The organism is Agromyces sp. ISL-38, assembly GCF_018613935.1.
In the GTDB taxonomy this organism is placed as follows: Bacteria; Actinomycetota; Actinomycetes; order Actinomycetales; family Microbacteriaceae; genus Agromyces.
This window is the reverse complement of record NZ_JAGGPF010000010.1, coordinates 104,660-131,561: the sequence shown is the minus strand read 5'-3', so window position 1 is coordinate 131,561 and position 26,902 is coordinate 104,660. Positions and strand designations below refer to the sequence as shown.

Annotated in this window: 31 protein-coding genes, 1 tRNA gene and 1 other RNA gene; 12 read left to right on the top strand and 21 right to left on the bottom strand. The window is 68.3% G+C overall.

Annotated elements, in window-relative coordinates; all coding sequences use genetic code 11:
• Positions 1-8 precede the first annotated feature (8 nt).
• The 3 genes from J7E25_RS10915 to J7E25_RS10905 form a co-directional block, all read right to left on the bottom strand.
• Positions 9-539, bottom strand: coding sequence for a hypothetical protein (locus tag J7E25_RS10915; protein WP_214870181.1), 531 nt, complete (start codon positions 537-539; stop codon positions 9-11).
• Positions 536-1,120 carry a helix-turn-helix domain-containing protein gene (locus J7E25_RS10910; protein WP_214870180.1) on the bottom strand — a complete coding sequence of 195 codons (585 nt, stop codon included), beginning with the start codon at positions 1,118-1,120 and terminating at the stop codon, positions 536-538. The genes J7E25_RS10915 and J7E25_RS10910 overlap by 4 nt, the downstream gene beginning before the upstream one ends.
• Positions 1,121-1,270: 150 nt before the next feature.
• Positions 1,271-1,343 (bottom strand) — tRNA-Lys (locus J7E25_RS10905).
• 136 nt (positions 1,344-1,479) lie between these two features.
• Between J7E25_RS10905 and J7E25_RS10900 the strand changes: the two genes are divergently transcribed.
• The 4 genes from J7E25_RS10900 to J7E25_RS10885 all read left to right on the top strand — a co-directional run bounded on the left by J7E25_RS10900 (position 1,480) and on the right by J7E25_RS10885 (position 4,454).
• Entirely contained in the window at positions 1,480-2,325 is an 846-nt protein-coding gene (locus J7E25_RS10900) for an inositol monophosphatase family protein (protein ID WP_214870179.1), read from the top strand.
• A gap of 12 nt (positions 2,326-2,337) precedes the next feature.
• A complete protein-coding gene (locus tag J7E25_RS10895) occupies positions 2,338-3,261 on the top strand; it encodes an LLM class F420-dependent oxidoreductase (protein ID WP_214870178.1) in 924 nt (307 codons plus the stop codon).
• Positions 3,262-3,432: 171 nt separating this feature from the next.
• The gene (locus J7E25_RS18345; protein ID WP_214870177.1) at positions 3,433-3,957 is read left to right on the top strand and encodes a septum formation family protein; all 525 of its coding nucleotides are present in this window, start codon (positions 3,433-3,435) and stop codon (positions 3,955-3,957) included.
• Between the two features lie 128 nt (positions 3,958-4,085).
• On the top strand, positions 4,086-4,454 hold the full coding sequence (locus tag J7E25_RS10885) for a hypothetical protein (RefSeq protein ID WP_214870176.1): 369 nt from the start codon (positions 4,086-4,088) through the stop codon (positions 4,452-4,454).
• Positions 4,455-4,522: 68 nt separating this feature from the next.
• Here J7E25_RS10885 and ssrA read toward each other — a convergent pair.
• Positions 4,523-4,892, bottom strand: a transfer-messenger RNA (tmRNA) gene (gene ssrA, locus J7E25_RS10880).
• A 279-nt stretch (positions 4,893-5,171) separates the two neighbouring features.
• Between ssrA and J7E25_RS10875 the strand changes: the two genes are divergently transcribed.
• The 3 genes from J7E25_RS10875 (at position 5,172) to J7E25_RS10865 (ending at position 9,480) form a co-directional block, all read left to right on the top strand.
• On the top strand, positions 5,172-7,367 hold the full coding sequence (locus J7E25_RS10875; RefSeq protein WP_214870175.1) for a glycoside hydrolase domain-containing protein: 2,196 nt from the start codon (positions 5,172-5,174) through the stop codon (positions 7,365-7,367).
• A 33-nt stretch (positions 7,368-7,400) separates the two neighbouring features.
• On the top strand, positions 7,401-8,690 hold the full coding sequence (locus J7E25_RS10870; RefSeq protein ID WP_214870174.1) for a glycosyltransferase: 1,290 nt from the start codon (positions 7,401-7,403) through the stop codon (positions 8,688-8,690).
• Between the two features lie 100 nt (positions 8,691-8,790).
• The gene (locus J7E25_RS10865) at positions 8,791-9,480 is read left to right on the top strand and encodes an SIMPL domain-containing protein (protein ID WP_214870173.1); all 690 of its coding nucleotides are present in this window, start codon (positions 8,791-8,793) and stop codon (positions 9,478-9,480) included.
• A gap of 58 nt (positions 9,481-9,538) precedes the next feature.
• On the opposite strand, the gene J7E25_RS10860 is transcribed toward J7E25_RS10865, so the two are convergent.
• From J7E25_RS10860 to prfB, 7 genes are all read right to left on the bottom strand, one after another.
• Entirely contained in the window at positions 9,539-10,213 is a 675-nt protein-coding gene (locus J7E25_RS10860) for a hypothetical protein (RefSeq protein WP_214870172.1), read from the bottom strand.
• Positions 10,214-10,368: 155 nt separating this feature from the next.
• Positions 10,369-11,109 carry a tyrosine-protein phosphatase gene (locus tag J7E25_RS10855; RefSeq protein WP_214870171.1) on the bottom strand — a complete coding sequence of 247 codons (741 nt, stop codon included), beginning with the start codon at positions 11,107-11,109 and terminating at the stop codon, positions 10,369-10,371.
• Between the two features lie 99 nt (positions 11,110-11,208).
• Positions 11,209-11,685: an SsrA-binding protein SmpB gene (smpB, locus tag J7E25_RS10850; RefSeq protein WP_214870170.1), complete on the bottom strand. Its 477-nt coding sequence runs from the start codon at positions 11,683-11,685 to the stop codon at positions 11,209-11,211.
• 102 nt (positions 11,686-11,787) lie between these two features.
• The gene (gene ftsX, locus J7E25_RS10845) at positions 11,788-12,699 is read right to left on the bottom strand and encodes a permease-like cell division protein FtsX (RefSeq protein ID WP_214870169.1); all 912 of its coding nucleotides are present in this window, start codon (positions 12,697-12,699) and stop codon (positions 11,788-11,790) included.
• Complete coding sequence (ftsE, locus tag J7E25_RS10840) at positions 12,696-13,739, bottom strand: cell division ATP-binding protein FtsE (RefSeq protein WP_214870168.1); 1,044 nt, start codon at positions 13,737-13,739, stop codon at positions 12,696-12,698. Before ftsE ends, ftsX begins: the two co-directional genes overlap by 4 nt.
• Before the next feature lie 118 nt (positions 13,740-13,857).
• Positions 13,858-14,589: a gamma-glutamyl-gamma-aminobutyrate hydrolase family protein gene (locus J7E25_RS10835; RefSeq protein ID WP_214870167.1), complete on the bottom strand. Its 732-nt coding sequence runs from the start codon at positions 14,587-14,589 to the stop codon at positions 13,858-13,860.
• Positions 14,590-14,614: 25 nt separating this feature from the next.
• Positions 14,615-15,721: a peptide chain release factor 2 gene (prfB, locus tag J7E25_RS10830; protein WP_214870166.1), complete on the bottom strand. Its 1,107-nt coding sequence runs from the start codon at positions 15,719-15,721 to the stop codon at positions 14,615-14,617.
• A 129-nt stretch (positions 15,722-15,850) separates the two neighbouring features.
• Here prfB and J7E25_RS10825 point away from each other — a divergent pair, with 129 nt between their 5' ends.
• The 3 genes from J7E25_RS10825 (at position 15,851) to J7E25_RS10820 (ending at position 18,391) form a co-directional block, all read left to right on the top strand.
• Positions 15,851-16,591, top strand: a complete 741-nt coding sequence (locus J7E25_RS10825) for a hypothetical protein (RefSeq protein ID WP_308164510.1) — start codon at positions 15,851-15,853, stop codon at positions 16,589-16,591.
• A 25-nt stretch (positions 16,592-16,616) separates the two neighbouring features.
• Positions 16,617-16,784, top strand: coding sequence for a hypothetical protein (locus tag J7E25_RS18340; protein ID WP_308164509.1), 168 nt, complete (start codon positions 16,617-16,619; stop codon positions 16,782-16,784).
• A 317-nt stretch (positions 16,785-17,101) separates the two neighbouring features.
• A complete protein-coding gene (locus J7E25_RS10820; protein ID WP_214870165.1) occupies positions 17,102-18,391 on the top strand; it encodes an MFS transporter in 1,290 nt (429 codons plus the stop codon).
• A 17-nt stretch (positions 18,392-18,408) separates the two neighbouring features.
• On the opposite strand, the gene J7E25_RS10815 is transcribed toward J7E25_RS10820, so the two are convergent.
• On the bottom strand, positions 18,409-19,311 hold the full coding sequence (locus tag J7E25_RS10815; RefSeq protein WP_214870164.1) for a hypothetical protein: 903 nt from the start codon (positions 19,309-19,311) through the stop codon (positions 18,409-18,411).
• 480 nt (positions 19,312-19,791) lie between these two features.
• Between J7E25_RS10815 and J7E25_RS10810 the strand changes: the two genes are divergently transcribed.
• Together J7E25_RS10810 and J7E25_RS10805 are read left to right on the top strand one after the other, a co-directional pair.
• Positions 19,792-19,977 carry a hypothetical protein gene (locus J7E25_RS10810; RefSeq protein WP_214870163.1) on the top strand — a complete coding sequence of 62 codons (186 nt, stop codon included), beginning with the start codon at positions 19,792-19,794 and terminating at the stop codon, positions 19,975-19,977.
• A 724-nt stretch (positions 19,978-20,701) separates the two neighbouring features.
• Complete coding sequence (locus J7E25_RS10805; protein WP_214870162.1) at positions 20,702-20,986, top strand: hypothetical protein; 285 nt, start codon at positions 20,702-20,704, stop codon at positions 20,984-20,986.
• 73 nt (positions 20,987-21,059) lie between these two features.
• On the opposite strand, the gene J7E25_RS10800 is transcribed toward J7E25_RS10805, so the two are convergent.
• The 9 genes from J7E25_RS10800 to J7E25_RS10760 form a co-directional block, all read right to left on the bottom strand.
• Entirely contained in the window at positions 21,060-21,344 is a 285-nt protein-coding gene (locus J7E25_RS10800; RefSeq protein ID WP_214870161.1) for a hypothetical protein, read from the bottom strand.
• Between the two features lie 4 nt (positions 21,345-21,348).
• Positions 21,349-21,783: a PPOX class F420-dependent oxidoreductase gene (locus tag J7E25_RS10795; RefSeq protein WP_214870160.1), complete on the bottom strand. Its 435-nt coding sequence runs from the start codon at positions 21,781-21,783 to the stop codon at positions 21,349-21,351.
• Positions 21,784-21,856: 73 nt separating this feature from the next.
• Positions 21,857-22,306, bottom strand: a complete 450-nt coding sequence (locus J7E25_RS10790) for a pilus assembly protein TadG-related protein (protein ID WP_214870159.1) — start codon at positions 22,304-22,306, stop codon at positions 21,857-21,859.
• Entirely contained in the window at positions 22,303-22,809 is a 507-nt protein-coding gene (locus tag J7E25_RS10785; RefSeq protein WP_251038995.1) for a hypothetical protein, read from the bottom strand. The genes J7E25_RS10790 and J7E25_RS10785 overlap by 4 nt, the downstream gene beginning before the upstream one ends.
• Entirely contained in the window at positions 22,784-23,176 is a 393-nt protein-coding gene (locus J7E25_RS10780) for a TadE/TadG family type IV pilus assembly protein (RefSeq protein WP_214870639.1), read from the bottom strand. The genes J7E25_RS10785 and J7E25_RS10780 overlap by 26 nt, the downstream gene beginning before the upstream one ends.
• A 32-nt stretch (positions 23,177-23,208) precedes the next feature.
• Positions 23,209-23,376 carry a hypothetical protein gene (locus J7E25_RS10775; protein ID WP_215005255.1) on the bottom strand — a complete coding sequence of 56 codons (168 nt, stop codon included), beginning with the start codon at positions 23,374-23,376 and terminating at the stop codon, positions 23,209-23,211.
• 54 nt (positions 23,377-23,430) lie between these two features.
• Positions 23,431-24,378, bottom strand: a complete 948-nt coding sequence (locus J7E25_RS10770; protein ID WP_251038994.1) for a type II secretion system F family protein — start codon at positions 24,376-24,378, stop codon at positions 23,431-23,433.
• Positions 24,366-25,226, bottom strand: a complete 861-nt coding sequence (locus J7E25_RS10765) for a type II secretion system F family protein (protein WP_214870157.1) — start codon at positions 25,224-25,226, stop codon at positions 24,366-24,368. Before J7E25_RS10765 ends, J7E25_RS10770 begins: the two co-directional genes overlap by 13 nt.
• Positions 25,223-26,455 (bottom strand): CpaF family protein, encoded by a 1,233-nt coding sequence (locus J7E25_RS10760; protein WP_214870156.1) that lies wholly within the window; start codon positions 26,453-26,455, stop codon positions 25,223-25,225. The genes J7E25_RS10765 and J7E25_RS10760 overlap by 4 nt, the downstream gene beginning before the upstream one ends.
• Positions 26,456-26,902 lie beyond the last annotated feature (447 nt).

The window sequence follows — 26,902 nt, the reverse complement described above, 5'->3', positions numbered from 1 at the left end:
GCTTCTGGTCAGCTTCGACGGCGATCGGCGAGTACGTCTCGGGCGAACAGCTCGTATGACTCGCGCGAGTCGTTCAATACCGGCGAATCCTCACCGTAGATCGCGTACGCGATATCGACGAGTTCTTCCGCGCGCGTGATGTTCAGGTGCTTGGCGAGGATACGCAGGTCGGCGAGGTCTTGCGCTCTCCCGGCGGCCATCTTCATGCCGACGAGTTCCTCGGCGGTGGCGACGGTGATCATCTCGCCGGTGTCGGTCACGATGTTCCACGGAGTGCTCGAACCGTTCATCCACCGGTCCGGCAGGCCGTAGTCGCGTGCCATCTCGGCGATGACCTCGTCGACCTCGGGGCGGGGTTCATACGCTGCGTCCACGTCGGTCGTGACCCGGACTTCTGGATCATCCGGGAATCGAAGCACCATCGCAGCACCGCCGGCGATTCGGATCGAACCGTGGATGCCGCGCGCGGCCAGGCGTCGCTCGAGTTCGTCGATGAGCTCCTTCGCCCGCGCCGGCGTCAACGCCAGGCCGTCGTTCACGCGCGGCTCAGCGATCGCTCGTCGATCAAGATGTTCAGCTTCCGGAGCCGCTCGGGCGTGCTCTCCTTCGCTCGGCTCTTGAGCGACGCGTAGTGCCCGAAGGGATACCAGGCCCGGGGCAGCCGCGTCGGCTCGGCCCAGCTCGGTCGTGCGCGATCATCGGGTATCGCGTCGCCGATGATGGCACGGAACAGTTGCTCCCAACGGTGATCGCCGATCTCGGACGGCCGACGTTCGAGCGACTCCCGACTGAACCGCTCGGGGCTCTCGGCGATCATCGACGCAGCGTGCGTCAGGATTCGGAGTGCGAACTCGGGGCGGTCATCGTCGATCGCTCGGTTGATCTCGTCGGTGACGTTCGCCGGAGTGAACGGCGCGTACGGGTCGCGCGCAACTGTGTCGAGACGGATTTCCTGTCCCATCGCCGCGAGCGCTCGACGAAGCGTGTCGAGCTGGATCGTGCCCCGACGTTCCGACTGCTCCATGTGCGACACTGCGCCGACGGAGATTCCGAGCCGATCTGCGAGCTGCGAACCCGTCAGGCCGGCACCCCGACGCGCAGTACGGATGAGGTCACTCATGCAGCAATTATACCCACAGCTTGAATCCACGCACCCCTACCGGAGCGCTGACTCCAGCCGGACCGAGAGACCCGCGGAATGATCGAGGCGCGTTCACACCAGGGCAAATGAAAAAGCCCCGAACCCGGCGAGAGGTTCGAGGCAGTTCCGTGCACCCCCTGGGACTTGAACCCAGAACCCACTGATTAAGAGTCAGTTGCTCTGCCGATTGAGCTAGAGGTGCGTGATTCGGGAGGTTTTGACAACCCGAACCGACGGACCACGTTATCAGGAGAAGGGGCCACAACGCCAATCGAGGGCGCGCCGCAGCGGCATGAATCGAGGCGGCCGGCACCGACGCGGCCCGATAGCCTGAATCGGTGACCGACAGCCTCGCCGACGACCTCACCCTCGCCCTCGAACTCGCCGACCTCGCCGATGCGGTCTCGCTCGCCAGATTCCGCGCCATCGATCTCGACGTGCAGACGAAACCCGACCGCACGCCCGTCACCGAGGCCGATCTTGCGGTCGAACGGGCGATCCGGGACCGCATCGCCGCGGCCCGTCCCGACGACGGCACCTACGGCGAGGAGTTCGGCATCGAGGGCGAGTCGAACCGCCAGTGGATCATCGATCCAATCGATGGCACGTCGAACTTCCTGCGCGGCGTGCCGGTGTGGGGCACACTCATCGCCCTCGCGATCGACGGCGTGCCGGTCGTCGGCGTCGCATCCTCGCCCGCGATGAGCCGGCGCTGGTGGGCGGCCACCGGCATGGGTGCGTGGACGATCTCGTCGGCCGCTGAACTCGGCGCGAGCGAGTCGGCGACGGATGCGGCATCCGGAGCATTCCCCGGTGCTCGCCGTCTGCGCGTGTCGGGCGTCGAGCAGCTCGCCGACGCCTCGCTCAGCTTCCAGAGCCTTGCCCAGTGGCGCGACGCCGGCTATCTCGATCGACTGCTCGCCCTTTCTGAGCAGGTGTGGCGTGACCGCGCCTACGGAGACTTGTGGGCCTACGCACTGCTCGCCGAGGGGCTCATCGACGTCGTCAGCGAGTTCGACGTGAAGCCCTACGACCTGGCCGCCCTCATCCCCATCGTCGAGGAGGCGGGCGGCCGCTTCACCTCGGTAACCGGCGACCCGGGCCCCTGGCACGGCAGCTCGCTCGCCACCAACGGCCTGCTGCACGACGCCGTACTCACCGCCCTCGCAACCGACCAGAACTGACAGGAGACCCAGATGGAGATCTGCATCTTCACCGAGCCGCAGCAGGGTGCGAGCTACGACGACCAGCTCGCGCAAGCCAGCGCGACAGAGCGACTCGGCTTCGACGGCTGGTTCCGTTCCGACCATTACCTCGCGATGGACGACAGTGACGGGATGCCAGGACCCACGGATGCCTGGACCACTCTCGCCGGCCTCGCCCGCGAGACCCGCCGCATCCGGCTCGGCACGCTCGTCTCCTCGGCGACCTTCCGGCACCCGAGCATCCTCGCAATTCAGGTCGCCCAAGTCGACGCGATGTCGGGCGGTCGTGTCGAGCTCGGCCTCGGCACGGGCTGGTTCGCCGAGGAGCACGCCGCCTACGGCATCCCGTTCCCCGAGAAGCGCTTCGGCTTGCTCGAGGAGCAGCTCGACGTCGTGACCGGACTGTGGTCGACGCCCGTCGGCAGCCGGTTCGACTTCTCGGGCGAGCACTACACGCTCGAGGGCTCGCCGGCTCTGCCGAAGCCCGTGCAGCCGCGCGTGCCCATCATCGTGGGCGGCAACGGCCCCCGCCGCACGCCCGCCATCGCCGCACGGTACGCGACCGAGTTCAACATCGGGTTCCGCGGTGAAGACCGGATCGCCGAGACCTTCGACGGCGTGCGTCGCGCGTGCGAAGCGATCGATCGCGACCCCGAGACGCTGCGAACCACCGTCGCGCTGCCCACGATCGTCGCGACCAACGAGGCCGACTACCACCGCCGGCTCGCGGCGATCGACGGCGACCCCGACACGTTCGCCGACGTCAACGTGGCGGGAACGCCCGAAGCCGCGGTCGAGAAACTGCTACGTCTCGAGGCGCTCGGCGCCGATCGCGTCTACCTGCAGCTCGTCGACATGACCGACCTCGATCACCTCGAGCTCATCGCGGCGGAAGTGCTCCCGCACCTCAACTGAGGAGCGGGAGTGGCCCCACTTCGCGTGACACGCCGATGGTGGCGCCCGCCTCAGGCGGCCCGATAAGGTGACAACGAATCCACGCTCGAGGCGGCCGTTCGGCCTGCCCACCAGGTCATGACCGACCATGTCTGCGCTGGCGAGCACTCCTTCAATCGAGAGGCGACCTCCGTGTCCACTGCCCAGCGCCGCACGCTCGTGCGAGTCCTCACCGCCTTGACGGCGGTCGCCATCGCGGTTCCGCTCAGCGGCTGCAGCATCATCGGCAACCTGCTCCAGGGCTCGGCGCCCCAGGCCGAGCGCGACGAGACGACCCAGGAGATCGTCGAGGAGGGGCAGGCCGACGTGTTCACCCTCCGGGTCGGCGATTGCATGAACGAAGTCTCCGAAGAGCTCGTCTCCGAGGTGCCCGTCGTGCCGTGCGACCAGCCCCACGACGAAGAGGTGTACTTCGACTTCACCCTCACGGGCGACGAGTTCCCCGGCGACGACGCCATCCAGACCGAAGCCGATGACACCTGCCTCGTCGAGTTCGACCGCTTCGTCGGCCTCGCCTACGACTCGTCGACGCTCGACTTCTACGCGTACCGCCCCTCGGAGGAGAGCTGGACCCAGCTCTCCGACCGCATCGTCTCATGCGTCATCTACGACCCGGCCGGCCAGGTGACCGGGTCGCTTCAGGGCACCGCGTACTGAGCTCGCCCATGGCCCGAGGGCGATCTCTGGCCAAAGCGTCGCTCAGCTATTGACACATCCTCAGGTCTGAGTAGGTTTGCGACCGACTCACGTCGTTCTGCCGTATCCGAAGCTGCAACGGAGGAATCATGTTCAAGAAGGCGTTAGCAGCGGCTGGCCTGGTCGCCGCATTCGTGCTCGTCCCGACAGCTGCAAGCGCGCTGAACTGCGTCAACGTCAGCAAGGCGCCGGCGTCCTGCGGCGCCGTGTGTACCGACGGGCCCATCATCGACGGAAACTGGGCGTGGTTGCCCAGCGTCTTCCCCGGTGCTCCCGAAGCGTGGGTGTTCGTGCCACCGGGAACGGTCGAGGGATTTGGCCTTCCGGGCGAGGAGGGCAACTTCCAGAACGGGGAGGGTTTCGCCCTGCTCGTGAACGCCATCTGCGACTCGCAGGGTTCCGTGCAGGTGAGCCGCCAGACCGAGCACGGCATCCAGCTGTTGGAGGGGTGCCCCTGACGCTCGACATGACGAAGGCCGCCCCAATCGGGGCGGCCTTCGTTTCCACGATGTGCGACAACGGCCGATGGTGGAGATGGGGGGAATTGAACCCCCGTCCATCGCTGTGATTCCACGCCTTCTCCGGGCGCATCCTGTGCAGGCGTTCTACTCGGCCCCGACCTTTGCCACAGGCACCTAAGTCGACAGGCCCAGCCTGAAGAAAGTCCCGCACGTCGCTCAGGCGACGACGCGCAGCAAGTTCCCTAAATGACGCCAGCAACCGGGGCGGAAACAAACCCGGGCTGACGGACTATCGGACTCGCTTAAGCAGCGAGCGCGAAGTCAGACTGCGTCTTATTGGCAGTTATTGTTTTTCAGAGATCGTTAACGAGATAACCCTGAATCCTCGGCCCGCTTCTCGTGGGTTCGCAGGCGATGTCGAAACCGATCATCCCCATGTCGCGCCGTGCTGATCGAGATCAGATTCGGCGAGCCGTTGTCGCACACTGTGGAGTTTCCAAATCCGCGCAAACCTTACGGCTGCACGGCCTTACAGACTACAACAGGTGCAGGGCACCTGTCATTCCCTGGAGTGCTCGGCAACCGTTCACGTGCTCGTAACCTAAGACCGACCTCATACCCGTAGCGTCCCGGCATGGGAACTCCCGAGACGATGATGCCGCTCGCGACGCGATGCGGGCGCACGGGCGGCGCACGGCGTCGTCGTGGAGCCGCATGATCGGGCGGGTCGATCCGTTCATCGGCACCGAGGTCACCGACCTACCGCCGCAGACCGGGGTCGCCGCGTCATGGTGGTGGCCGAAGCCGCAGGTCGGCAACACGCACCCCGGGGCGACGTATCCCCTGGGCATGGTGTCGGCGTGTGCGTACTCGGGCGCGTACCCCACGGGCTACGGACGCTACGACCTCAGCACCGAGGGCGTTCCGACGACGATCCACGATTCGGCCGTGGCATCCGGATTCACGCACTTCCAGCAGTCCGGAACCGGCGCGATCCGCAAGTATTACAACTACTTCCGGGTGAGCCCCATGATCGAACCGCTCGATGAGCTGGGACGCAACTGGGAGATCGTCGACGAAGTCGCGGAGCCCGGGTACTACGCCGCGACACTCGATTCCGGCATCCGCGCAGAACTCACCGTGGGCCCGAAGAGCGCCGTGCATCGCTACACGTTCCCACGTCATCGCAGTGCGCGCATCGTCATCGACTTCTCGCTCGGCGGCCTCGGGATCCCGCACGGAGAGACCATCCCCTTGCGGGCGAAGCTCGAATCCGTCGCGCCCGGTGTCGCGCAGGGCGAGATCGTCGTCGAAGGCACGCCGCTCGCGGTCTACATCGAATGCGACGCCACGCAATGGCGGCAGATGCTCTGGTACGACCGGCGACTCATGCCGGGCGGCACACGACTCGACTTCGACCACATCCGGCCAACGACCCTGCGGCCGTTCGGCCTGATGTGGGCAGGCCCGAGCGAGCCCGGCCAGAGTGTCGAGGTGCGCATCGGGTTCTCGCTCCGTGGCGTCGAGCAAGCTCGCGAAAACCTCCGGCGCGACTGCGGCGTCGGGCCGGCGCGCTTCCCGCAGCGTCGCGACCGAACGAAGAAGACCTGGCGACGGCACTTGAAGTCGATCACGATCGACACTCCGTCGGCCGAGCGGGAGACGGTGTTCTCGACCGCGTTGTACCACTCGCTCATCAAGCCGTGCCTCGCGCCCGAGGAGAGCCCGTTCTGGCCGACCGAGGGGCCGTTCGTCTACGACTTGAGCACGATGTGGGACATCTACCGCACCCAGCTGCCGCTCCTCACCGCCCTCCTGCCCGAGCGGGCGGTCGAGCTCGGAACGGCGCTCCTCACGATCTGCGAGGAGGAAGGGAACTTCCCGATCGGCTACCGGATGGCCCGTGGCAGCGATCGCTTCTCGCGGCAGGGCAGCGCACTCGCGCAGACCTTCCTCGCCGACCTCTGCCAGCTCGGCCTTCCCGGCATCGACTGGGACTGGGCCCTCGTGCACATGCACTCCGACCTGCGCCGCACCTACGGCGAGGACTTCCTGCTGCGCGGCGTCGCGCATCCGATCAGCCACACCCTCGACATCGCCTTCGGCTACTGGTGCACCGCGAAGGTGGCAGCCCGCGTGGGCGATCGCGCCCTCGCCGACGAGTTCACGACACTCTCCGCAGGGTGGGTGAACGCGTTCGACGACACCACGGGGCTCCTGCTCGACTCGACCTTCTACGAGGGCAGCCGCTACAACTACTCGTTCCGGCTCTTGCACGACATGCACAACCGCATCGGTCTCGCCGGCGGCGATGACGCCTTCGTGAGCATGCTCGACGCCTTTTTCGGGTTCGGCGCCGTGCCGGTGCAGCAGCTCGGCGTGCGGCCGGGACTCGAGGAACTCGCGAACGGCTACGCCCTGGGTCGTTTCGAGGGCCTCAACAACGAGCCCGACATGGAGGCGCCGTGGGCCTACCAGTATGCCGGCCGCCCAGACCGCACGGCCGACGTCGTGCACGCCGCGGTGCTCCAGCAGTTCGGCACGGGCCGCGGCGGGCTGCCGGGCAACGACGACTCGGGCGGACTCAGCTCGTGGTACGTCTGGGCGTCGCTCGGGCTCTTCCCGGTGGCCGGCCAGAACCTCTTCCTCCTGAACGCCCCATCGTTCGCCGAAGCAGAGATCCGACTCGGCGACGGCACCCTCTCGATCGAGACCACGGGGTTTGTGGAACCACGGCCCGACGGGCCTGCCCAATATGTACAATCGGTGTCGCTCAACGGCGATCCGCTCGAGCGCAGCTGGCTTCGCGGTGACGAATTGCACCGCGGCGGCCGATTGCGCGTGGATCTCGGGCCCGAGCCCGGCAGCTGGGGGGTACGTGACCGTCCCCCCTCGGCCTCGTCCGACTGACATCTGAACGTATCTGACCGCGAAGGAGCCGCCATGAGCACCAAACCCCGCAATCGACTCGTCATCGTGAACCGCGCCGACCCCGTGATCTGCGGCCATTCGGTCGAGGGACGCAACCTCGCCGAGGCCGCCCTCGAACGCGGCTTCGACGAGGTGCGCATCGTCACCTGGCCCATCGAACGACTCCAGGCCACGGGCCTGCCGCTGAAGCCGCTGGACCGAATGCTCCCCTATAGCCAGGGCATCATCGTCGAGCGCCCCGAACCGGTCGGCGACTACAAGGTGCCCGATGGGCGCTATCTCGCCGGCATCACGGGGCGGCTCGTCGAGCTCTTCACCGACGGCGTACCCACCGTGTGCCTCTCGCTCTACCTCAGCCCGCACACCGTGGCCGTCACCGACGCCGTGCGCGCGGCGTGGAGCACGGGCCTGCCCGTGAACGTCACGACGATCGCCGAGGCAGTCGGATCGGATGTCACGAACGTCGTGCGCTCGTGCGTCGACGAGGGGCGCTTCGGCGCGGCCGCGCACATCCTTTCGAGCTACCTCGCGCAAGATCACTGCGTCGCGGTCTCGGAGTACACGAGGGAGCTCATCATTTCCTCGGCGGCCGAGATCGACGCGTTCCACGGCACCCGCTTCGCGGACCAGTGCCGCGAGCGCATCCGGATCTCCTACCCCGCTATCGACACTTCGCAATACCTCGACCTCGACCCGGTGCTCATTGACGGCGTGCTCGCCGCACGAGGGCTCGAGCGCGACGGCTATGTGCTCTTCCTCTCGCGCCTCACGAAGGCGAAGGGCGTCGACGACCTCATCGCCGGCTTCGAACGCACCCCGTCGAACGAACGCCTGCAGCTCGTGATCGCGGGGCGCGGCCCCGAGGCCGAGGCGCTCCGCGAGCTCGCCGCGGCCTCCCCGCTCGCCGACCGCATCATCTTCCTCGACGATGTCGACGACGCCGAGAAGCCCTACCTCATGGCGGGTTGCGCCACCTACGTGCTGCCGAGCAAGCCTCGTCCCGAGTTCGTCGAGACCTTCGGCATCGCGCTCGCCGAGAAGATGCTCGCCGGCGGCGGGCCGGTCGTCACGACCGAGACCGGCGGCATCCTCGAGGCGGTCGGCGAGCACGCGATCATCGTGCCCGTCGACGACCCCGACGCCATCGCCGCGGCGATCGACGAGTCCCTCGCGCTCGACCCCGAAGAGCGGCTCGCTCGTGCCGCCCGGGCCCGCGCCTTCGCCCTGCAGTTCGACCGCGGCGCGGTCTTCGAGCGGCTCTTCGATGAGGCGGGGGTGCTTCCGGCGCGCACGCTCGCCTGACGCTCGGGCCGGCGCTCCCCCGTATGCTGAGGGCGACCGGGCTCCGGCGCGGCCGCCGGGTGCATCGCGGCACCCGGCGCACGCGTTGAGAGGGGCCATCATGCCGACCACGATCGCCGTCAGGGGCAACGCCGAAGAGCGCATCGATCCCGAACTCGGGGCGGTGTCCCTCTCGGTGAGTGCATCGGGGGCCGAACGCGAGAACACCCTCGCTCGTACGACTGAGGCGCATGAGCGACTCGTCGCAGAGGTGCGGGGGCTCGAGGCATCCGGCGTACTCGACACCTGGTCGGCCGGGCAGCTTCGCGTCTGGTCGCACCGGCCGTGGAATGCCGAGGGCAAGCAACTGCCCGTCGTTCACGAGGCGCGTGCCGATCTCGAGGTCATCTTCAATGACCTCGAGCGCCTCGGCGAGTGGGTGAGCGAGGTCTCGCTTCGCAGTTCGCTCACGGTGGGCGGTATCGAGTGGAAGCTCACGGATGCCACGCAACGCTCGGTTCAGGCAGACGCCCAGCGTGCCGCGGTCGCCGACGCAGTCGAGAAGGCCTCCGTCTACGCGTCCGCGCTCGGACTCGGCTCGCCCACACCCGTCGAGCTCGCCGACACCGGACTGCTCACCGCCCAGCCACTGCCTCCTCCCGGCGTCGGCGTCGAGCGCGTGTTCGCGATGCGGGGTGCCGCGGATGCATCGGGAGGCGCGTCACCCGCGCAGTTCACGCCCGCGCAGCTCGTGATCGCGGCCTCGGTCGACGCCCGCTTCGCTGCCGAGACCGCGGGCAGAGTTCGCTAGATCGCTGGCGGCAATAGCCGCTGTTGTATCGGGAGCGGATACGGCGGTTGTGCCCCTCTCAATGCTGATGGCGTTCATCTGGGGGCGCATCATCGATGGCCCACCTTCGCAAGACTGCAAGCGTCCGAATGTTCACGATTGCCAAGACGACCAGCAAGAGCGCCGCGACAGCAATTGCGTAAGGCGGAAGCCATCCGCCGAGCGAGAAGCCGACCGCCAGGAGGACAAGCGCTCCGACCACGAGCGTCAGGCTGGCGCCAACGATAACGGTCTGTTCAGGCGGGTTCGCATTCTCTGGGCGCGCATCGTCAATGGGCTTCGAGCTCCGGCGCAAGACTGCAAGCGTCCGAATGTTCATGATCGCCAAGACGACCACCAAGAGAGCAGCGACAGTAATTTCGAACGGCTGAAACCATCCACCGAGAGTGAACGCGACCACCAGGAAGACAAGTGCTCCGACCACAAGCGTCAGGCCTGCGCCAACGACAAAGGTGAGTTCGAGCGGATTCGCATTCCGTGGGCGCCCATCGCCAATGGGCTTCGAGCTCCGACGTATGACGACATTTGTCCAGATGGCCACAGTCGCCGAGACGACGAACAAGAAAATCCCGACAGCAATTGCGTACGGGCCTAGCGGTCCGCCGATAAGGGTGCCGACCACCACGAAGCCAATGGCTCCGACCAATAGCGCCAGACGGGAGAAGGCGATAACGGCGAGGGCACGAAGGTTCATATCCTGCTCCTGTGGTCTAGTGCGAATCGGCCCAAGGGTCACGGCCAAATAGTCCCGTCATGGCAGTCTCCTTGCCTGTGATGCGGAGTATGCCACAAGGGCCCCGCGGATCGCCGTCGCTGCAGCGCGATCGACCGTCGCCGCCGGGGCCGTCGTCAGCGCCCGTCGTCGATCAGCAGCGCCTCGAGTGCCGCGAGATGCGCGAGCTGGAGACCCGAGGCGAGCAGGTATTCCCGTGTCGAACCGTGCTCGCGCTCGATGGTGTCGAGCACCCCTTCGATGGCCTCGCGCGGACTGCCGCCCATGAGCGTGCGGAGCTCGGGGCTGTCGGGCACACCGAAGCGGCCGACCATGGTCACCATCTCTTCGAGCCACTCGCCGGCCAGATTCGACTCGGTGACGACGTAGTCGGCGATGACGGCCTCGCGATGGACGCCGACCGCCATGAGCGCGAGCGCGACGACGATGCCGGTGCGATCTTTGCCGGCGGTGCAATGCACCACCACCGCCCGCTCCCCCGCGCCGGCGATCTCGCGTAACGCGCTCACGACGACCGAGGTGTGCTGGGTCACGATGCGGTGATAGAGCGCGTCGAGTGAGATGCCGCCGGCGCCCTGCGAGGCACCGGACCCCTCGAACACCGGGAATCGCACCACCTCGACCTCGAGACCGGTGAGGTCGTCGGGCATGTACTGGGCCTCGTTCTCGTCACGTAGGTCGATGACGATGCCGACCCCGAGTTCGCGAAGCACTGCGCGGCCGGCCTCGCCAAGGCGATGCAGCCCGTCGGAGCGATAGAGCACACCCTCGCGCACCGTTCCCGTGACCGACGGCAACCCACCGACATCGCGGAAGTTGAACGTGCCGGGAACCGGGATACGGGTGGGGATCTCCATCGCGATGAGCCTACCTCGCAGGCACGACACGACGGCAGGGCGAACTCGGGCCTCCGCGAGCGACGCGCGCTCGAGGCATCCGTCGCCCTAGCGGGCCGATCAGTCGCCGAGGTTGCGGCGGCTGGAGATGGCGCGATCGGCCTCGCGCTTGTCTTGACGCTCACGCAGCGCCTGCCGCTTGTCGTACTCGCGCTTGCCCTTCGCGACCGCGATCTCGACCTTGGCCTTGCCGTCGCTGAAGTAGATCGAGAGCGGCACGAGCGTGTAGCCGCCCTGGCTCGTGCGGTGGCTGATCTTCACGATCTCGTGCTTGTGCAGCAGGAGCTTGCGCTTGCGCCTCGGGGCGTGGTTGTTCCACGTGCCCTCGGTGTACTGCGGAATATGCACCGCGTCGAGCCACATCTCGCCGCCGTCGATGAACGCATACCCGTCGACGAGCGACGCGCGGCCCTCGCGCAGCGACTTCACCTCGGTGCCGGTGAGCACGATGCCCGCTTCATAGGTGTCCTCGATCGTGTAATCGTGGCGCGCCTTGCGGTTGGTCGCCACGACCTGCTGACCGCGTTCCCTGGGCACGGTGTGCTCCCTCACTCGAATTACATGTGCTGACGGATGCCGCCGGCGATGGCCGAGGCAGCCGTTCAGTCTAACGGATGCCGCGGCATCCGTTCGCCGTGCTCAGACCTTGAGGTAGCGGGTGATCGCGATGCCCGCTGAGACCGCGGCGAGCAGCACCCCCACGAGGATGAGCAACGGCACCACGATGAACGCGTCGGTGAGGTCGACGAACGTGAACGACAGGTTCGTCGCGAGGTAGCCCTGCACGAAGAAGTGCACGATCCCGATCACCGCCCCGCCCGCCAGCAACGAGCCGATGAGCCCCGCGAACACACCCTCGAGCACGAACGGCGTCTGGATGAAGCGGTTGGATGCCCCGACGAGCCGCATGATGCCGAGCTCGCGCCGTCGCGAGAACGCCGACAGCCGAATCGTGGTGGCGATCAGCAGCGCGGCCGCGACGAGCATGATGGACGCGATCGCGATCGCCGTGTAGCTCGCCGCATTCAGCACGTCGAAGATCTGGTCGAGGTAACTGCGTTGGTCGACCACCTGCTCGACGCCGGCCATGCCCGCGAGGCTCTCGACGAGCACCGCCGATTGCGACGGGTCGACGAGGTTCACCCAGAACGTCTCGTTGAGCACCTCGGGCGTCACGTAGTCGGCGGCGGGCGTGCCGGCGAACTGCTCCTGGAAGTTCGCGTAGGCCTGCTCGTGGTCTTCGAAGTAGAACTCGTCGATGAACGGGGCGAGCGTCTCGGACTCGAGCTGCTGCTGGATCGCCGCCTGCTGCTCGTCGGTGGCCTCACCGTCGGTGCAACCCGCGGTGGTCGACACGGCCGTGCAGAGATAGACCGCCACTTGCGCGCGGTCGTACCAGTAGTTCTTCATCTGGCCGATCTGCAACTGCAGCAGCGCGGCGGTGCCCACGAAGGTGAGCGAGATGAACGTGACGAGCACGACCGAGACCACCATCGAGGCGTTGCGGCGGAGGCCGTTGGCCGCCTCTGAGAGCACGAGACCGAGCCTCATTTGGTCGGCCCAACTTCTTGATCGTCGTCGCCTTCGCGTGGGCCGCCCGGGGCCCGAAGGCCAAGCCGCTCTGCGAGCGTGAGATGTTCGTGTGCGGTCGCATCGGGCTTCGAGCCGGGGCTGGCCGGTCGCTTGCCCGTCAACGGCGCCGCGTCGTCGTCGGTTGCCGGCGTGATGGGCACCGAGGCGGTGGCTGCGGCCGTGATGGCGGCCGCGGCATCCGTCACGTCATCGCGCACCTCGGGCTCGACGTAGAGCGGCTGCGCCTCGCGCATGACCTCCATGGGCACCTTCGGTGCGGCCGACGTAATCGGCTCGCCCGTGGGCACCTTGGCCTCGTCGCCCGAGTCGGGCAGTGCCGCGCCGTAGCCCGAGCTGCGCTCGTCGCGCACGATGTCACCGGCCACGAGCTCGATGACGCGACGCTGCATCTGGTCGACGATGCCCGCCTCGTGCGTGGCCATGACCACGGTCGTGCCGCCCGCGTTGATGCGCTCGAGCAGAGTCATGATGCCGGCGCTCGTGACCGGGTCGAGGTTTCCCGTGGGCTCGTCGGCGAGGAGGATCTGCGGCTTGTTGACGATGGCGCGGGCGATTGCGACACGCTGCTGCTCGCCACCCGAGAGCTCGTGCGGCATCCGCTTGCCCTTGCCGTCGAGACCGACGAGCTTCAGCGTCTCGGGCACAGCCGACTGGATGAAGCCGCGCGACTTGCCGATGACGCGCAGGGTGAACGCAACGTTCTCGAAGACCGACTTGTTCGGCAGCAGGCGGAAGTCCTGGAACACGACGCCGAGGTCGCGCCGAAAGTAGGGGACCTTGCGACTCGAGATCGAGCCGAGGTCTTGGCCGAGCACGTGGATGGCCCCCCGTGTGGGCTTTTCCTCTTTGAGGATGAGCCGCAGGAAGGTCGACTTGCCGGAGCCCGATGCGCCGACGAGGAACACGAACTCGCTGCGGAGGATCTCCACTCCGAGGTCGTTCAGCGCGGGCCTCGCCTGGCCCGGGTAGGTCTTGGTCACAGCGTCGAATCGGATCATCGCAGTCGAGCTTAAGCAGCGCGCCCGCTGTCGGCACCGCGACGCGCCCAACTCACTGCGAACCGCGCTCGTGCGGGCGCGAGCTCGTGCTCGTTTCCGTGCCCGGGTTCGACGCCGGTCATCCGGCCATCCGCTTGCGGGCTGCTGCGATGAACGCCCCGATGAGCCAGAGACCCTCGGGATCGAGGCGCTCCTCGGGGTGCCACTGCACGCCGAGGCAGAAGGAGCCGTCGGAGGACTCGATCGCCTCGATGACGCCGTCGGGGGCGGTCGCCGAGACCACGAGGCCCTCGCCGAGCTCGTCGACGCCCTGGTGGTGGTGTGAGGCGATCTCGAACGACAGCTCGTGCGTGAGGGTGCTCAGCAACGAGCCCGGCTCGATCGACACGTGGTGCGGGGTGTATCTGCCGATGACGTCGCGGTGAATCGTGAGATCGACCCGGTCGCCGAGGTGCTGCTCGAGTGTGCCGCCCATCGCCACATTGAGCACCTGGAGGCCTCGGCAGGTGCCGAAGACGGGGATGCCCCGATCGTGCGCCAGCCGCGTGAGGGCGATTTCGAGCTCATCGCGCACGCGCAGCGGCGGGTCGTTCGATGGGTGCGCCTCGCTGCCGTAGAGGTCGGCATCGAGGTCGCGACCGCCGGGCAGGAACAGGCCGTCGATGCGGTCGAGCACGCGCTCGGGTTCGGCGATGTGCACGTCGAGGCTCGGGATGAGCAGCGGTGCGCCGCCCGCCTGCTCGAGCGCGGCGACGTATCGGTGCGGCAAGCCGTCATTCGGGATGTCGACCCACGCGCCCGTCGTCACCGCCTTTCGGTCGGCGACGAGGCCGATGACGGGAACGGTCATGCGCACTCCCGGAGGTTGCGTGCTCTCAGTCCTGCTTCTGCTTGCGCCACTTGATGCCGGCGGCGATGAACCCGTCGAGGTCGCCGTCGAAGACGGCGGACGGGTTGTTCACCTCGTGTTCGGTGCGAAGGTCTTTGACCATCTGGTACGGCGCGAGCACGTAGGAGCGCATCTGGTCGCCCCAGCTCGCGGTGATGGTGCCCGCGAGCTCTTTCTTCTGCGCAGCCTCCTGCTCCTTCTGCAGCAGCAGCAGTCGCGACTGCAGCACGCGCATGGCGGCGGCGCGGTTCTGGATCTGCGATTTCTCGTTCTGCATCGAGACGACCGTGCCGGTGGGGAGGTGGGTGAGGCGCACGGCGGAGTCGGTCGTGTTGACCGACTGCCCGCCGGGGCCGCTCGATCGGAACACGTCGACGCGGATGTCGTTCTCGGGGATCTCGATCGCGCCCGCCTCCTCCATGAGGGGAATGACCTCGACCGCGGCGAAGCTCGTCTGACGCTTGCCGGCCTGGCCGAACGGGCTCATGCGCACAAGGCGGTGCGTACCCGCCTCGACGGAAAGGGTGCCGAACGCGTAGGGTGCGTCGATTTCGAAGGTGGCCGACTTGATGCCCGCCTCTTCGGCGTAGCTCGTGTCCATCACCTTGGCGGAGTAGTTGTGCTTCTCGGCCCAGCGCAAGTACATGCGCATGAGCATCTCGGCGAAGTCGGCCGCGTCGACGCCGCCGGCTCCGGCGCGGATGGTGATCACGGCGGGGCGATCGTCCCATTCGCCATCGAGCAGGGTCTGCACCTCGAGCTGGCCGATCGTCTTCTGCAGCGACTCGAGCTCGGCGCGCGACTCGAGGGCACTCTCCTCGTCGCCGGCCTCGTTCGCGAGCTCGATGAGCACCTCGAGGTCATCGAGGCGCGACTCGATGCTCTTCACGCGCGCGAGCTCGGACTGGCGGTGGCTGAGTGCGCTGGTCACCTTCTGGGCGTTGTCGGTGTCGTCCCAGAGGTCGGGCGCACCGGCGAGCACTGACAGCCGCTCGATCTCCGACTGAAGTGCGTCGACGTCGACGACGGAGCGGATGTCGCGGAAGGTGGAGCGCAGCGCGGCGATCTCCTGCGTGAGGTCAAGATCCAACATGGCATTCCCAGCCTAGTGGGCCGCGCCGTGAGCGGCCTGCGAGCGGGACTCCCGCCGGCGGGGGGTCCGAGGACCCTTGCATCCCGCCCAGGGGCACGACAGAGTCGAGGTGTTCGAAGGGCGGGTCCGATGGATGTCACGGAGTGGCTGCTCGACGCCGACCCGTCGATCCGCTGGCAGGTGATGCGCGACCTGACCGATACACCGGCCGAGGTCATCGCTGCCCAGCGCGCCCGCGTCGCCACCGAGGGATGGGGCGCGCGGCTGCTCTCGCTGCAGGGCGCCGACGGGCAGTGGGGCTGCGGCACGTACTCGCCGAAGTGGATTTCGACGACGTACACGATGCTGCTGCTGCGCCTGCTCGGGCTCGATCCCGAGTCAGCGGGGGCGCGTGCGGCGATCGAGCGCGTGCGCGACGGCGTGACGTGGGAGGGCCGCGGCGGCAAGCCGTTCTTCGGCGGCGAGCGTGAGACGGGTGTGAACGGGATGGTGCTCGTGCTCGGGGCGTACTTCCGCGTGACCGGCGAGCTCGTCGAGGAGCTGCTCGAATGGCTGCTGGGCCAGCAGCTCGAGGACGGCGGATGGAACTGCCGGGCGCCGGAGCGCTCGAAGCGGTCGTCGTTCAACACCACCATCCTCGCCCTCGAGGCGCTGCTCGAGTTCGAGCGTTCGAACTCGGCCGGCCCGGCGGTCACCGCGGCTCGGTACCGCGGCGAGGAGTACCTGCTGGAGCGTCGCCTGTTCCGGTTCGCTGTCGACCGGCGAGGTGATCAGGTCGGAGTGGACGCGGTTCTCCTTCCCGCCGCAATGGCACTACGACGTGCTTCGCGCGCTCGACTATCTCCGTTCCACCGGCGCAGCTCCCGATGATCGGTGCGGCGAAGCGATCGAGCTCGTGCGACGCCGCCGCGGCGACGACGGGCGCTGGCTGCTCCAGAGCACCCACCGCGCGCGCCGGCACTTCGCGATGGAGGGCGCCGACGGCACGCCGAGCCGGTGGAACACGCTCCGCGCGCTGCGCGTGCTGCGCTGGTACGAGGCCGATGGAGCGGCGCGGGCATAGCATCGAAGGGACGACCGCCGACACCGCGCACCCGTTCTCGTGGCGGTCGATCGTCCTCCCAGCCTCCTTGCCTACGCTGCTGTTCTCGGTCGGCGAGGGCGCGCTGATCCCCGTGATCCCGGTGGTCGCGACCGAGCGGGGCGCGTCGCTCTCCGACTGAAGTGCGTCGACGTCGACGACGGAGTGGATGTCGCGAAAGGTGGAGCGCAGCGCGGCGATCTCCTGCGTGAGGTCAAGATCCAAGATGGCCTTCCCAGCCGAGCCGTGACCGCGTGGCCCTGCGTCCGAGTTCTCCACCGAGGAATAGCATCGAGGAGATGACCGACACCACGCCGCCGTACTCCTGGCGTGCGATCATCCTCCCGGCCTACCTGCCGACCCTGCTGTTCTCGCTCGGCGAGGGGGCGATGATCCCGGTGATCCCCGTGGTCGCCACCGAGCGTGGCGCCTCGCTCGCCCTCGCGGGCCTCATCGCCGCGATGCTCATGGTCGGCGAGCTCGTCGGCGACCTGCCGGCGGGGTGGCTCGTGGCGCGCATCGGCGAGCGCAACGCGATGATGGGCGGAGCGCTGCTCGCGGTCATCGCCGTGCTCATCTCGCTCGCTGCGCCCACGACGTTCGCGCTCGGCATCGGCGTCTTCCTGCTCGGCCTCGCGACTGCGGTGTTCGGCCTGGCCCGGCACGCGTTCCTCACGAGCTACGTGCCGGAACGCACCCGCGCGCGGGCGCTCTCGACGCTCGCCGGGGTGTTCCGCGGCGGCCACGCGGCGGGCCCGTTCGTCGCCGCTGCCCTCATCGCGTGGACCGGCTCGTCGGAGATGGTGTTCTGGGTGCTCGTCGCGAGCTCGTTCGCGGTCGTGGTGGTGCTGCTCGTGCTGCCCGACCCCGAGCGGGTGTTCGGCGCGGCTCGGCTCGCGCGCGCGGCATCCGCTTCGGGTGAACCGCTCACCGAAGGCGAGGCCGAAGCGGATGCCGCGTCGCACGGCGTCTTCCGTGCGATCGTGACGCACCGCGCGGTGCTCGCCCGTATCGGCACCGGCGTCGGCTTGCTCGCCGCGATCCGCGCGAGCCGCACCGTCATTGTTCCGTTGTGGGCGGTATCGATCGGGATGCCGCCCGAGACGGCCGCGCTCGTGATCGGCGTCTCGGCGGCGATCGACTTCGCGCTGTTCTACGTGAGCGGCCAGATCATGGACCGCTTCGGCCGGCTCTGGAGCGCAGTGCCCGGGCTCATCGGCCTCGGCACCGGCCACCTCGTGCTCGCGTTCACGCATGACCTGCCCGGCAACGAGGTGTGGTTCGCCGCGGTCGCGGTGTTCCTCGGTGTGGCGAACGGGCTCTCGAGCGGGGTCATCCTCACGCTCGGCGCGGACCTCGCGCCGAAGATGAACCCGGCGCCGTTCCTCGGCGCCTTCCGCACGATCGGCGACGCCGGCCAAGCGGCGGCGCCGCTCATCGTCGCCGGCGTGACGTCGCTCGTGTCGATCATGGCGGCGAGCGCCACCATGGGCGTGCTCGGGCTCGTCGGCGCGGTGGTCATGTGGCGGTACATCCCGCGGTACGTGCCGCGGAGGCCGCGGGGGCCGCGGGGGCATCCGCCGGACTGATCTGCACTGCGAGCGTGTCAGCCGCGCTTCGCCGTGGCGTCGTCGAGCTCGCCGTGCGCCTGCTCCGCTGCCTTCGCGGCGCGCCCCCGATCGCGCTCGGTGATTCGCGCGCGGCGTTCGGCGTCGGTGATCTCACGACGCACCTCATCGAGCCGGGCGCTGAGCTCCTCCCGCTCGTCGCGGAGCGCCTCGAGACGGCCCTCGGCCTCCTCGGCCTGTTCGGTGGCGGCTTGCAGTTCCCTGTCGGCCTCCTCGGCGCGAGCCCGCGCCTCACGCACCTTGAACTCCGCCCGCGCCTGGGCGTGCTCACGGGCTTCGCGCTCGGATTCCCCGGTCGCTGCGCGCTCGTCGACCTTCTCGGCCGCCTCGGCCCCGCGACGCTCGCGCTTCGGCCGGGCTGACGCGGCGACCGGAGCGCCGGCCACCGCACCGTCGAGGTCGACGGGGTCGAACCCGACCGCTTGGAGCCCGCGGATGAGCCGGCCGCTCCGCAGCGCATCACCCGCCGGCTCGTCGACCGTGCCCGCGGCGAGGGTCTGCTCCACCTCGTCGAGCACCGCGCGCGAGGCGTCGCGGTCGAACTCCTCGGCGATCGCCGCCGCCATGTCGAGGAGCTCGCCGATGAGCCCCCGCCGCTCGCGCGCGAGCCGGTTCATCTGCCGCCCATCGCCCTTGCCCTGAGCATCGCGCAGCTCGACGCCGAGGTCGAGCACGTCGTCGATCTCGGCGCTCTTTCGCCGCACGAGCTGGTTGACGAGAAACGCCGCGGGCGACGGCTTGCGCAGTTCCTGGATGCGCGCGGCCAGCTCGCGGTCATCGGGCTTCACCTCGCGCGCGCGGGCGTTTCGCGCGGCGGTGAACTCCTCGGGCGCGAGCCCGTAGAGGTGGTCGGCGTCTTCGTTGAGCGCGTCGGTCGCCATGCCACCCATCTTCCCGCTTCACACGGAGGATGTGCTGCACGAGTAGGTGACATCTGATCTGGCTCGCGCGCGGCGTGGCGACGGGGATTCATCGTTCGCCGCGCGCCGCGCATAACCGTGGCATGGCCACGCGACCGCTGCCCCAACCCGGCGACACACTAGTGCCGGTACCAGTGAACATCCCGCCGAGACTTCTCGTGGTTCCTCGACTGGTGCAACCGGCTCGACGTGAGCCCGGATGAGCTCGCCGACCGGATCGTCCGGAACGGGCTCAGCCTACTGTCGTAACGCGCACACCATCCCGGGGAAAGGCGCGTGCCGGGGAAGGCCTCTCCGAACGGGGCGCTGCATCTGCGGTTGGACCCGGCGCTCTGGTGGCAGCTTCTGCCGACGCGCGAGCGGTTGAACATGACGGCGGGGAAGCTTCTCGAACAGGCGATCGCCCGCGCGCTCGCTCCCAAGCGGCGACAGTGAGGCAAGGTGACCGATGAGGTGCGCGCCAGTATCGCCGCATTGAACGCCGAGCGGGTCTCCGACTCCCGGGTCGCGAAGCTCATCGGCCTCTCGCAGGCGACGGTCACGAAGGTTCGCGGTGATCTCGGCTTGACCCAATCCGGCCGCGCGCCCGGCGTTGTGCGGAGGAAGGCACAACCTGAGGCAGCGTAAGGCGCAACCCAGCGCATGCTAGTCGCGGCCGCACGCGACCACTCTGGCTAGGTTCTCAAAGATGAATACCGCCAAGACCACCAGGGAGCAGGTTGCTTGAGGGTGCCGCGGCCGTCGTCGAAAGAATCGCCGCTATGTCCGAATCCGTACGCGAGCGCCTCGTCACCCGTACCTTGGCGATGTTCGACAGGCTTACCAAGGATCCGGGGAATCCGTTCGAAGTTCGCGTCGCCTACGCGCCGCATCCCGCACGTTGCGTCTGATACTCACTTCAATCACTACACCGAGCGCCACCATGAGGACGGTTCCGACCACGAGAATGAGGCGGACCCAAGGCTCTTGGACGTCGAATGCGTAGTACAGAATCGCCGCGCCAAACGCCAATGGGACCCCTGCGAGCAGGACGAATAGAAGAACCCGCCGGCGTCGCTCCGCTCTCATGCCACGAGCGTATCCCCCAACGAAGATCCTGCCGCCGGATACCTCGCCTTACGCGTCAGGAGACCCCACGAATGTCGCCGTCCCATCTGCCGCCCGAGAGGTACGGCCGGCATCGACTCGAACCACTCCCGCGCCTCCTCGACGTCCTGCGTGACAGGCAAGAGATTGAGGGGCGGATGCCACTCGGCCGCCAGCTCCTCGAGCAGCGCCTGACGCCGCTCGAGCGGGGCGTGACGGATGTCTCGACCGCCCACGGCCAGCACGTCGAACGCCGCGTACGAGGGTGGCACGAGCGACTCGGGAAGTCTTTTTCGCCGTAGATGACAGCGCCGATGCCGTCCCGTTCCATCTGTTCTGCCTTGTGGACGACGTCAACTTGCGTGGCATGGTCAAGGCGCTCGAACGCGTCGCGGAGAGCTTCATGCCCTCCAGAACAGGCCTTCAGCTCGCGAACGCGGGCGTTGCGCGCCGCGGTGAACTCCTCGGGCGCGAGCCCGTAGAGGTGGTCGGCGTCTTCGTTGAGCGCGTCGGTCGCCATGCCACCCATCTTCCCGCTTCACACGGATGACGCGCGGAGGAGTTTCGGCGGCATCCGTCATCGCGTTGCCCGTGGCCGGCCGACGCCGTTCAACCGGTCGGCGTCAGCCTGGAGGTGCAGGCAGGGCGAGGAGGATGACGTCGAAGACGAGCACGAACGCGGCGACGATCACGGCGGCGAGCGCGAGCGCTCCCCCGGTCAGCGACGGCTCGCGTTTGAGCTCGCGACGCGCGACCAGCCCGAGCACGAGGGCCACGGCGGCGAGTGCGAGTGCCAAGATTGCCGGCATCAACAGCGCACCGACGGCAAGCACGAGCGCGGTCACGGCTTTCCACGAATAGCGCGGGCCGCCCGAGCCGGGGCCCCGCTTCGGCGCGCCTTCGGTCATGATGTCAGCGACCGTTGACCTTCTCGACGCTCATCACGAGGATGACGCGGTCGTCCTTGTCGGCGGGCGCCTGCTGGTCTGGGTTGCCGTAGCGCTGGCCGAGATGCACGTAGAACGCGCCCTCAGGATCAGGGATGACCTCGATGAGACGCCCGCGCACCTCGACGTATTTGAAGGGGTTCGCAGGATCGATCGCCTCGAGCGTCATGAGCGGGTTCGCCTGCAAGTGGCGGAACTTCGCGCGCTTCGTCGTGTGAGTGAAGCGGATGACGCCGGCGTCGCCGTCGAACTCGAACCACATGGGGTTCACCTGCACGCTGCCGTCGGGCCGCACCGTGGCGAGGTGGCCGAAGACGGGCGCGGAGAGGATGCGGGTGAAGTGATCAGTGAGCGGCAGGCTGGTGACACGGGCGACATGGTCGGAACGTTCGATACTCATCGCTTCAGTCAACCGCATTCCCGAGCGATCAGTGAAACGGCGATCAGTGAAACGGCGATCAATGAAACGGCGATCAGTGGAACACCGACCGGGCGGTTGCGGTCACCTCGATCGGCACCGCGATCGGCAGGAGCTCGGTGTGGACGGGCGCGTACCAGACGGCGCGCAGCGTGACGGTCGCACTCTGCCCATCGTCGGATGCCGCCCGCACGACCGCGACATCCTCGAGGCTGTGCGCGGCATCGCCGAGGTATTCGGCGACGGCGTGCTGGACGCCGGCGGAGTCGAGTTCGAGCGAGAGGCGGTCGCCGTCGAGGCGCACCGTGTCGAGGCTCCACGCCTCGGCTCCCGCGAGAGCCGCGCCGTCGGCGAGTGTGAAGAGCCGCTTGCGCTCGAGGTACAGCGACGTCGCCGAGACCACGACGAGCACGAGCGAGAGCCCGAGGAAGCAGTAGAAGATCGTGAGGAGCAGCGTCGATCCCTGCTCATCACGGGCCAGGGCCGCGCGGAGGCGTCGCATCATGAACCGCTCCGCGCGAACCGCGACACGGTCTGGGTTGCGCTCGCCTCGAGCGGCACGCTGCCCACCGCATCGAGCGAGAGGAAGTCGGGCACGAGCGGCAGGCTGACTCGGGCTGCGACCGAGACACGAATGCGGCTTCCGGGCTCGAGGCAGTCGGTCGCGCTGCACTCGATGGTGACGGATGCCGCATCGGCATCGACCCCGTAGTCGGCGAGCGTCACCCGCACCGCGCGCTCCACCGCAGCATCCGCTGCCCCTTCGGCACTCGCCTGCACGGCGACGCGCGCGGCCTGTCGGGCGGCACCCTCGACGGCGAGCGCACCACCCTGGATCGCCGCCACGGCGAGCACGAGGTAGACGAGCGGAACGAGCAGGATGATGCCGACGGTGAGGAACTCGAGCGACGCCGAGCCGCGTTCGGAAGCTACGAGGGCGAGCCGAGCCGCCAGAAATCGCGTCCACCGCGGCCTGCGCCACTTAGTCGAACGATTCGACTGCCGCATGCCCCGTCACCTCCAGTCCGCGTTCGACGCCGAGCAATCCGATGACCGGCAGCGTCGCGCGGACGGTCACGGCGACCACCGGAACGCCGCCGATCGAGGACTGCGCCGCCGCGACATCCTGCGCATACTCTGCCGAGATGGCGGCGCCGATGAGATCCTTCGTGCGCGCGACTCCATCGGCTGCGGACGAGCCGGCGAGCGCGGCGTACCTCGCTCCCTCGGCCGCCGCATCGAGGAGTGTGTTGCGCACGTGCAGGGCGAGCGCGAGCTGCACCACGGCGAGCGCGAGCACCGTGAGCAGCACCCCGACGAGCGTGAACTCGGCGACGGCGGATCCACGCTCGTCGCGCGCGAGCGCAGTGAGCACCGAGCGAGGCGAACGCCTCAGAACCCCAGCGCTCAGAACCCGATCACGCGATTGATCGCTTGGTCGAAGACGCCAGACAACGCGGGCCCGGCGAGCCCCCAGATGACGATGACGAGGCCGGCGGTCATCAGGGTTATGAGCACCCATCCCGGCACGTCGCCGCGTTCGTCTCGCAAGCGCTCGGTGATCCAGTTCCCCATGTGCATTCCCTTCGGTGAGTCCATTGCGAGTTGCAGAGCTCGAGCGCCGTGCCATCAGAACCCCGTCTGCAGCACGAGGTATCCCGGGAACAGTGCGAACGCGACCGTCACCGGCAAAATCAAGAAGATCAGCGGAACCAGCATCGCGATTTCCTTGCGGCCCGCGAGCTCGATGATGGTGCGCTTCGCCTCGTCACGCGCATCGCCCGCTTGCGACCGCAGCACGCCGGCGAGCGGCGCACCGCGGTCGAGCGCGCCGAGCACCTGGTCGAGCGCACGAGAGAGCGCCGGGTGGTCGAGCCCGTCGCGGAGCTCGGTGAGTGCCTGGCTGAGCGGAACGCCGGTGCCGACGGATGCCACGACTCCTGCGAACTCGCGCGGAAGCTCCCCCGACCCGGCCTTCGCGATGCGTCGGATCGCGTCGAGCATCCCTTCGCCGGCCGTGAGGCTGAGGGTGAGGAACTCGAGCACCGTCGGCATCTCGTCGGAGATGCGCGACAACCGGCGTCGAGCTCGTCGTTGCAAGAACCAATCGCGCACAACGGCGCCGAGTGCCGCTGCGAGGAATGGCATCGCAACGCGCACGACCGAGGGCAGAGTTCCGAACGCCGGCGACAGCAAGGCGAGCGCCAGCGCAATCGCGAATGCCGCCGCGCCCCAAGCGAGCTGTTCGCCGCGGAACCGCTCGACGCTGGAGGTCGACCCGGCCTGCCGTAGCCGACGCGCGATCGTCTCGTTCCCGCCGAGCCACTCCGAGAGCATCCGACGGAGCCACCGCGCCGCCGGCGCGACCATCACGCCGAGCACCGGCGTTGGATCGCTGGGCCGGCGTTCGAGGATCGCTCGTGCCTCGCTCGAGATGTCGGCCACGTACGGCGCGACGCGCTCGACGAGCCGAGGCCTGCCGATGCGCGGCACGGCGGAGACGATGAGCCACATGCCGAGGCCGAGCACGGCACCGAGGAGCACGCCGATCGCGCCGATCGCGTTCAGTGGAACCATCGGCGCTCCTCGGGAAGTCGGCCGAGAGCGATCATGGCCTGGTAGGCGACGATCGTGACGACGACGCCGGCGATGATGAGCACGGTGCCGGCCGGCGAGTCATACGCCACGAGCGTCTCGCGCCGCGAGGCGAGCACGATCAGGAGGAGCCACGGTGCCGCCACGCCGAGGCGTGCGGCGTTGCGGATCCACGATTGGCGGGCGACGACCTCGGCGCGGAGCGCGGCATCTTCGCGAAGGTAGCCCGCGAGGCCGCGGAGCACAGCGGTCACGTCGCTGCCGCCGACCTCACGGGCCATCCGGAGCGTCTCGAGGATGCGATCGGCGACCGGATCGGCGAGCGCTGCCTTCAGTCGGTCGAGGCAGAGCGAGAAGTTTCCGGTGCGGCGGTAGTCGACGTCGAATGCCGCGAACGCGCTTCGTGTGGCGGCCGGACCGAGCTCGGCGAGGGCGCCGACGCTCTCGGGCAGCGACATCCCCGCACGAACCGACGCGACGAGGTGGTCGACGACGTCGGGCCAGACGGCGCGATTCGCCGCACGCCGGCGAGTTGCGCGCGCACGGATGAGCAGCGGCAGGAGTGCTCCGCCGAGCACACCGGCGACCACGGTAAGCACCGGGATCGCGAGCACTGCCTGGGCGAGCGCCGCTCCGACCACGGTGAGGAGTGCCGCCACCGCGACGACGACCGGGACTGGGACGCCGCCGAGACCCGCCAACGCGAGCTCGTCGCGGATGCGTGCACCGGCGGCGGGACCCGAACGCACCGTTTCGCGCGTCGGCCAGAGCAGCGGGGAGAACGCGAGCAGCACGCCGAGACCGAGGAGCGCACCGAGCATGAGGCTCATCGGGCACCTCGAGCGAGCACGATCTCGGGATCGAGTCCGGCCGCGTCGAACTTCTCGAGACGGGCCGGGCGGCCCCCCGTGGCGACGAGGAGCCCCGCCCTGGTCGCGAAGATCGGGTCGGCCTCGACGGCCGCCCCGGTGATTCCTCCGGTCGGGGAGGTGATCTCCGCCACGCGGCGTCTGCCGTCGCGGTCGATCGCGAGGTGTACGACGAGGTCGATGCAACTCGCGACGGTCGGCACGACGAACGAGGAGTCGATGTTGCGGCCGGCGAGGAGCGGAAGGGTGCAGAGCTTCACGAGGGCGTCGCGCGCGGAGTTCGCGTGGATCGTGCACATGCCGGGCAGCCCGGAGTTGAGCGCGATGAGCAGGTCGAGGCTTTCGGCTTCGCGCACCTCGCCGACGATCAGACGATCGGGCCGCATGCGCAGCGCCTCTTTGATGAGCCGGCGCAGGGTGATCTCGCCGGTGCCCTCGAGACTCGGCTGGCGGCACTGCAACGACACGAGATCGCGTACGTCGAGGTCGAGCTCGAACGTCTCCTCGACGGTGACCACGCGGTCGCCCGTGCGAGCGCTCGACATGAGCGAGTTCAGCATCGTGGTCTTGCCCGTGTGCGTCGCCCCAGACACCAGGATGTTCGTGCCGGCCAGCACGGCCATGCGCAGGAACTCCGATGCCTGCGGCGTGACCGAGCCGAGCTCGACGAGCTGCGCGAGCGAGCGGATGCGGCGCTGGAACTTGCGGATGTTGACCGCCCAGTGCGCACGAGCGACGTCGGGGATCGCGACGTGCAGGCGCGAGCCGTCGGGCAGGGACGCATCGACGAAGGGAGACGAGAGGTCGACGCGCCGGCCCGAGTGCTGCAGCATCCGCTCGACGAGCTCGCGGACCTCGCGGTCGGAGAGCACGACGGTCGTGAGCTCGGCCACGCCGTCGCGAGCGACGAACACCCGTGTGGGCGAGTTGATCCAGATCTCTTCGACGCCCGGATCATCGAAGTACGGCTGCAGCGGCCCGTACCCGGTGATGGATGCCACGACCTCGCGCGCAGTGCCGTGCTCGTCGCCCAACTGGGCATGCGCCCCCGCGAGCGCGCGCTCGCTGTAACGGCGCACCTCCTCGCGGGCGTAGCGTGCAGCGATCGCCTCATCGCCGGCGAGATCGACCCCGTCGCGGAGGACCCGCGTTCGCACCCGATCGGCGATGGTGCGCACGGGGTCGGTCATGGCACCATCTTGCGATGCGCCGGATGCCGCGCCTCGAAGTTATCCACAGTGCTGCGAGGACCCCGATACAGGCCTTCGCCGACGGCCATCCGGTTCGCGAGCGCGTTTCCCCGGCGTTGACACTGTGTGGACCGTCTTGCCGGCACTTCGCGAACGGGCGCAAACTGGTCAGCACCCGAACCGGTAGCTCCTCAGCGTGGCGGGGTGACCCATCGCTGAGGGGGCTCCGAATGTTCATTTCCCTGCTGCAGGTCAGGCACACCGCCGAACACTGCCAATGAGCGCTCAACTGTCGGAGTCCATGGCGAGCCGGGTGGCCGCCATGAATGCGTCGAGGGCCCGGCCGAGGTGCGGATCGCGTACGGTGCGAGCCACTCGCGCGCGTTCCGGCATCCGCGTTCGAGCCAGACGCGCGCCGCGCCGGATGCCGCGGCGAATGACGAGATT